This window comes from Runella limosa DSM 17973 (genome assembly GCF_000482465.1).
Taxonomy (GTDB): Bacteria; Bacteroidota; Bacteroidia; order Cytophagales; family Spirosomataceae; genus Runella; species Runella limosa.
This window is the reverse complement of sequence record NZ_AXVJ01000101.1, coordinates 1-1,632: the sequence shown is the minus strand read 5'-3', so window position 1 is coordinate 1,632 and position 1,632 is coordinate 1. Positions and strand designations below refer to the sequence as shown.

General features: G+C 35.8%; 1 protein-coding gene. It reads right to left on the bottom strand.

Annotation, left to right across the window (positions count from 1 at the left end):
- Positions 1 to 48: 48 nt before the first annotated feature.
- Positions 49 to 1,239 (bottom strand): replication initiation protein, encoded by a 1,191-nt coding sequence (locus K339_RS0109915; RefSeq protein WP_028523436.1) that lies wholly within the window; start codon positions 1,237 to 1,239, stop codon positions 49 to 51.
- Positions 1,240 to 1,632 lie beyond the last annotated feature (393 nt).

Here is a 1,632-nt window from a genome sequence, read left to right as displayed (position 1 = left end):
GAGCTGTTACAAGATTTTCGGAATGGTTTATATGATTTTCGGAAAAAACTAAACTGCCTTCGTCACCTTCAAACCAAACCCTTCATCTAATTCAAAATAGAGTAAAAATCCTCTCTGTTTAGACTCCTGTTCCGTGACTTCAATATGCGAACGAATAGCAGAGAGCGAGCGCAATGACTCGGCATGATAAGGAAACATACGGAAGAATTCTTTCATCATCCATTCCACATCAGTTATCATGTTGAACTGATTGACCAGAGCCGTACCTTGAAATTTCGCAACTAATTCTCCATAATGAGTCTTGTTGGCAGCATTACCCAGGAGGCGGTCATAAAATTCATCGGCGTGTTTGCGTAGCCGAGTTTTATAATCGGCTGTTACTTGTTCAATGTATTTGTCCACGTCCACGATGGCTTCTCCCCTACCCTGTTTGGCTTTCTTTTCTTCCAGTGCCTTTACGTTCTTTTTTTCCCACACCCAAAACCGTATGCCTGTTACTCTTGGTTTTTTTGATTCTAAATTATTACCAAGCAGCTCATATTTTACAAACAAGTCGGTTTTCTCATTTATCTCGTGAATGGCTGGGTCAATAACATGCTTTCTTAACGACGAAAAACGGGAATAAACAGCTTTATTGAAGCCCAGTTTTTCCTTGAATGATTTCAAGTCCACATCTATCGGGCGACCATAATTCTTCCAACTACTGAAAAAAGGGAACAGCTTGATTGAGCGAGTAGTTTGTAGGGCAAATACATTTTTTTTGAAGAAGCTAAAATTCTCCGTTTCTTTTACTTGCAATATTTGCTTCGCCAAGTCGTGCGAAATATAGAGGTCTATTTTCCCTGAATCGTGCTTATGCACACTTTGCGAAATAATTGGTACGATGATGGTTTCCCGACCTTCTATCCATTCAACGAGCGTAGTTTGAAGCATTTTAATTGAGTCAATCAAATACGAATAACCCGATGTATTGGTCGTTTGGATGCTTTTTAAAAAGTCTTTAATTTCGAGTGTTAGTACTATGTTTGTATTTCTACTCAGGTTTTCTAAGTCGGAGGGTTTCAGGCGTGAAGCTATTTCGTAGAATAGCTTGGGGGTATATACTTCGTTGATTTCAGCCTTTTTACTTTTCGACAACTGACGTATAAAGGTGGGCGTTGCAATGGGATTATTCAGAATGACCACGTCGGAATTATTCTGTAAGTCTTCAATGTATTCTGAATTGGTCTTCTTTGCCATTAGTGGTCAGTCAGGGTTAGAATTCAAGCAAACATAGAAAAAAAGTAAATACACTCAAAATTCATTTACATTATATCTTTACAAGATATTGACTATCAACCAATTAATCATTATTAAGTAATGAGCCAATATACATTTTTGACAATAATGTATATTGGTTCATATCAGTATTCATTTTTTGAAATTAGTCACAATGATTCTACATGAATAGATATACATTTTATGCTGAGTTATCAACAAAAAATTTCATTTAACTATTTGCTTATCAGTATAATAGGCACTTATCCACACATGAATGAATATACATTTTATCAGTTTGGAGTTTATACATGAATGGATATACATTTATACATGACTCAATATACATTTTCACATGAATGGATATACATTTAT